This is a genomic window from Vibrio sp. D173a (genome assembly GCF_030248475.1).
In genome coordinates, this window is record NZ_JAHGAH010000067.1 from 1 (window position 1) to 1,751 (window position 1,751).

General features: G+C 39.9%; 2 protein-coding genes and 1 pseudogene. 2 read left to right on the forward strand and 1 reads right to left on the reverse strand.

The window, feature by feature from the left end:
* Positions 1-729 precede the first annotated feature (729 nt).
* Positions 730-1,167, forward strand: coding sequence for a BspA family leucine-rich repeat surface protein (locus KIV40_RS07885; protein WP_285348606.1), 438 nt, complete (start codon positions 730-732; stop codon positions 1,165-1,167).
* Positions 1,168-1,193: 26 nt separating this feature from the next.
* Positions 1,194-1,499: pseudogene (locus tag KIV40_RS07890) on the forward strand (BspA family leucine-rich repeat surface protein); the annotation flags it as partial.
* Positions 1,500-1,504: 5 nt separating this feature from the next.
* Here the strand turns inward: KIV40_RS07890 and KIV40_RS07895 are convergent.
* On the reverse strand, positions 1,505-1,751 hold a 247-nt coding region (locus KIV40_RS07895; protein ID WP_285348608.1), incomplete at its 5' end, for a transposase.

Below are 1,751 nucleotides of genomic sequence, written 5' to 3' on the forward strand. Positions count from 1 at the left end.
CGCAACAAAGCCACTTTAGGGCGGCAGCAGAGGAATGTATGCACCGTTATTGTCCTAATTGAACTTATCTGAAATCCCCACGTTACTCAGAAATCGTAACAAACTTTTGTCCAAAAGCGAGCTATGGTCATATAAACACTGTTGTGAAAATTTTGTTTGATGGGAACTTTTTGTAGTGGGTTTCTGGTTTGTGATTAGACAAAGGATGAAGATCTGCGAATTAGGAGTAACGAAGCATCTTTGTCAGAATACGACAAGAAAGTAACTTTCTTACCGTTAGTTTTGGGCTAAGTTCGTCGATTCACAAAATTATCAACTTATGCTTGTTTTGGTGAATATCAACATATGGTTGTTTTTTGCGTAACTTGCTGATTATTAGCAAATCATTATTATCATATTTTGGTTGTTTCAACAATTAGATAAAAAAAGAGCCGCAGTTTGCGGCTCTTTTTTTTGATCAAAAAAACGAAATGCCAAAAGACTGATACGGTAAATAGCCGTTACTTAAGTAAACTTAGAAAAAATACACTGACGATATTCAGCACAATTAACGGAATATCTCACAAAGTGCTCTCTTTATAATGAATTATGTTATTACTGTGAGGTATTTATTGGGCTAAGGAATGCATTTTTACTGATTTAGTTAATTTAAAGCCTCTATTAGTGAAACTGACAAAATTGCTTTTTATATGATCGAGATTCGTTTTATAAGACACGGATATCTTAGTCATGAAGCTACGTTCGATTATTTCCGCCTGCGCGCTACTAAGTTGTAGCCAAGCTTTTGCTAGTGAGCCTGAAACAGTCACCTGTGATTCCAACAAACCAGGAACCGTCATGGTTCAAGAAGATGAATTGTTTGTGGTCGTCAATGACGCACTCATTCGCAACTCAGACTATTGGCAAAATTTTTTGGATGCCAACATTCAACTCTGCACCACTCACGTAACAGACATGAGTGACCTGTTCGCTAAAAACAAATACTTCAATCAAGACATCAGCCGCTGGGATACTTCCCGTGTTACCAACATGGACCGTATGTTCTCCGGCGCAAAGCGCTTCGACCAAGACTTAACCCACTGGAACGTCAAGCGCGTCTCTCGTCATGCCGACTTCGCTAAAGGCAGTGGCCTGTCTGAAGATAACCTTCCAACTTTTACGCAATAACGTCTATTCAACCCTAGGAAAATACAATGAAAAGAACCATAACCTCACTTCTCGTGGGCGCGGCCGCGCTTGCCAGCCAAACCGCATTTGCCGCTGATATCTCAGTAAAATGCCCTGACCAAGCCGTTAACTCCGTGATGATTGAAAACGGGCAAGTTTATGTAGTAGTGGATAACGCTCTAATCAAAGACAAGACGATGTTAGATACACTAGAGCAAGGGAAAATTCGATTTTGTACCACTCAGGTAACGTCCATGAGTTTTGTATTTAAAGATCGTGAAATCTTTAATGCTGATATCAGTGATTGGGATACGTCAAATGTGACGAATATACCGAATCAACTTGAAGATGCAGGCTTGAGAACCTGAAAATTATCATTAATTCGAGATGCCAAAGAGCCTGCGATCTCTGGAAGAGTCACAGTAAAAAATTGGTCTATTGCCGCCTTGAAGTCCCGTTTACTTTTGAAGTAAACGTTGTTCCTCGACTTCTCATTCATTACTTTCCAAAGCCGCTCTATTGGATTGAGGTTTGGGCTGTAAGGTGGAAGATAATGCAGCTCAATATTAAGGACAAATGCCGCA